The organism is Streptomyces sp. C (assembly GCF_000158895.1).
Classification (GTDB): Bacteria; Actinomycetota; Actinomycetes; order Streptomycetales; family Streptomycetaceae; genus Streptomyces; species Streptomyces racemochromogenes.
Genome location: NZ_GG657750.1, coordinates 5,966,841 through 5,969,909 on the forward strand (window position 1 = coordinate 5,966,841; position 3,069 = coordinate 5,969,909).

1 protein-coding gene is annotated in these 3,069 nt (G+C 77.0%); it reads left to right on the top strand.

Annotated elements, in window-relative coordinates:
* Positions 1 to 3,069 (top strand): non-ribosomal peptide synthetase (locus SSNG_RS26955; protein ID WP_007267091.1); only part of this gene is annotated, 3,069 nt, incomplete at both ends.

Sequence of the window (3,069 nt, forward strand, 5' to 3'; positions counted from 1 at the left end):
CCGCCCCTGGACGGGCTGGCCCGCCCGCTTACGCCGCGGGCCCCTGCGGGCCCCGGGGAGTGGGCCCCCCGGCGACTTCGTCGGCGTCTGCCTGCCCCGCGGCCCGGAACTGGTCGCCGCGCTGCTCGGCGTCTGGTTCGCCGGCGCCGGCTACGTCCCCCTCGACCCCCACTACCCCGAGGCCCGCCTCGCCCTCGTCCTGGAGGACGCCGGCGCGGCCGTCGTGCTCGCCTCGCAGGCCACCGCAGCCCGGCTGCCCGCCGGAACCACCGTCCTCGACGTCGCCGACGCGCCGCAGACCGTACCGGACGAGGAGGCCGCCGCCTTCCCGCTGGCCCCCGACGCCGCCCGGCCCGCGTACGTCCTGCACACCTCCGGCTCCACCGGCCGCCCCAAGGGCGTCCTGGTCCCGCACGGCGGCATCGCCAACCGGGTCCGCTGGCTGGCCCACCGCCACAAGCTGGGCGCCGCCGACCGCTTCCTGCTGAAGACCACCATCGGCTTCGACGCCGCCGGCCTGGAGGTCTTCTCCCCGCTGATCAGCGGGGGAGCGGTCGCCGTCGCCCCCGAGGACGCCGAACGCGACCCGGCCGCCCTGCTGCGCGCCGTCGCCGCGCACGGGGTCACCGTCCTACAGGGCGTGCCCTCCGTGTACCGGCGCCTGGTCGAACAGGCCGGCCGGCAGGACTTCGGCGCCCTGCGGCTGATCTTCAGCGCGGGCGAGCCGCTGCACGCCGAACTCTGCCGGGCACTCGCCGAGCTGGCCCCGCGTGCCGAGATCTGGAACACCTACGGCCCCACCGAGGCCTCCGTCGACGTCACCGAGCACCGCTGGGACCCGGCCCAGCAGACCGGCGCCGTCCCCATCGGCCGCCCCATCGCCCACATGCGGGCCCTCGTCCTCGACCCGGCCGGCCGTCCCGTCCCCGTCGGCGTCCCCGGCGAACTGCACGCCGGCGGCGTCGGCCTCGCCCTCGGCTACCAGGGGCGCCCCGACCAGACCGCCGAACGCTTCGTGCCCGACCCCTACGGGGCGCCCGGCGAGCGGCTCTACCGCACCGGCGACCGCGTCCGCTGGCTCGCCGACGGCACCCTGGAGTACCTCGGCCGCCTCGACCACCAGGTCAAGGTCAACGGCGTCCGCATAGAGACCGGCGAGGTCGAGGCCGCCCTCGCCGCCCACCCCTGGGTCCGCGCCGCCGTCGCCGCCGCCGTCCCCGACGGCTCCGGCGGCCACCGCCTCGTCGCCTGGGTCCAGTCCCGCGGCGAGCGGCTGCGCCCCGAGGAACTGCGGACCTTCCTGCGCCGCGCCCTGCCCGACCCGCTGATCCCGTCCCTCTACGTGCCCGTCGCCGAGTTCCCGCTCACCGCCAACGGCAAGATCGACCGCTCCGCCCTGCCCGAGCCGGCCGCCGCGGCCGCCTCCGCCGCCGAGGGCGCCCACGTCCCCGTGCGCACCCCCGCCGAACGGGTCGTCGCCGAGCAGTGGTCCGCCCTCCTCGGCATCCCCGCCGAGCAGATCGGAGCCACCAACGACTTCTTCCAGCTCGGCGGAGCCTCCCTGCTCCTCAGCAGGCTCGCCGAGGCCCTGACGGCCGCCGCCGGCACCCGGGTCCCGCTGCGCGCCCTGTTCACCGCCACCACCGTGGAGGCCCAGGCCGCCCTGCTCGCCGACGCCCCCGCCCTGGCCGCCGCCGGACCCGACGCCGACGACACCGTCCGGCCCGTGGAACGCCCCGAGCAGGGCCTGCCCCTGTCGCCCGGCCAGCAGGGCCTGTGGCTGATGGACCGGATGCGCCCCGGCAGCGCCGAGTGGAACGCGCCCGTCTTCATCACCCTGCCGCACGAATACGCCGACACCACCGTCGCCGCCGCCCTGACCGGTCTCGCCGAACGCCACGAGATCCTGCGCACCCGCTACGTCCTGCGCGGCACCGAGCCCGTCCAGATCGCCGACGCCGACGCCCGCGTCGAGCTCCGCACCACCCGCGCGGACACGGCGGCCGCCCGGGGCGCCCTGATCGAGGACGAGTTCAGCCGGCCCTTCGACCTGGAGGACGGCCCCGTCTGGCGCGCCCTCACCGTGCGCGGCGCGGACTCCCTGCACCTCGTGCTGTCCGTCCACCACATCGCCTGCGACGGCTGGTCCTCCGTCGTCCTCGAACGCGACCTGCTGGCCCTCGCCGCCGCCCACCACCACGGCACCACCGCCGAACTGCCCGCCCTGTCCGTGCAGTACGCCGACCACGCCGCCCACCAGCGGCGCCGGCTGGCCGGATCCGCCGCCGGCGCGGAGCTCTCGTACTGGAAGCAGGCCCTGGAGGGCATCCTCCCCGTCGACCTGCCCGCCGACCGGCCCCGGCCCGCCGTCCGCGACGGGCTCGGTGCCGCGCACGTGTTCACCGTCCCCGCCGAGCTGGCCGAACGGGCCGCCGCCCTCGGGCGCGGCCACGGCGCGACGCTCCAGCAGACCCTGCTGACCGTGTTCGGGACCCTCGTGGCCCGGCTCACCGGCCAGTGGGACGTACCCGTCGGCGTGCCCGTCGCCGGGCGCGAGCGGCCCGAGGTCGCCGACGTCGTCGGCTTCTTCCTCAACACCCTGGTGATGCGCTGCGACGCCCCCGCCGATGCCACCTTCGCCGAGGCGCTGGTCCGGGTCCGCGACACCGCCCGGGCCGCCTTCGCCCACCAGGACCTGCCCTTCGACCGGCTCGTCGCCGAGCTGGACGAGTCCCGGGACCCCGCCCGCACCCCCCTCTACCAGGTCATGTTCGACCTGCACGAGGAGGGCCGCACCGGCACCGCCACGGCCGCGGACGACGTCGACGCCTTCCGCGGAGCCTGGCGCTCCGCCCGCACCGACCTCACCTTCGTCGTGCAGCGGCAGGCCGACGGCTCCCTGCTCGGCATGGTCGAGTACGCCACCTCCCTCTTCGACGCGGCCACCGTCGAACGGTTCGCCGCCGGCTGGGTCCGGCTCCTGGAGTCCGTCACCGCCGACCCCGGGGTCCGCCTCGGCCGTGCCGACCTGCTCCCGGCCGCCCTGCGCACGGAGCTGCTGGCGCTGGG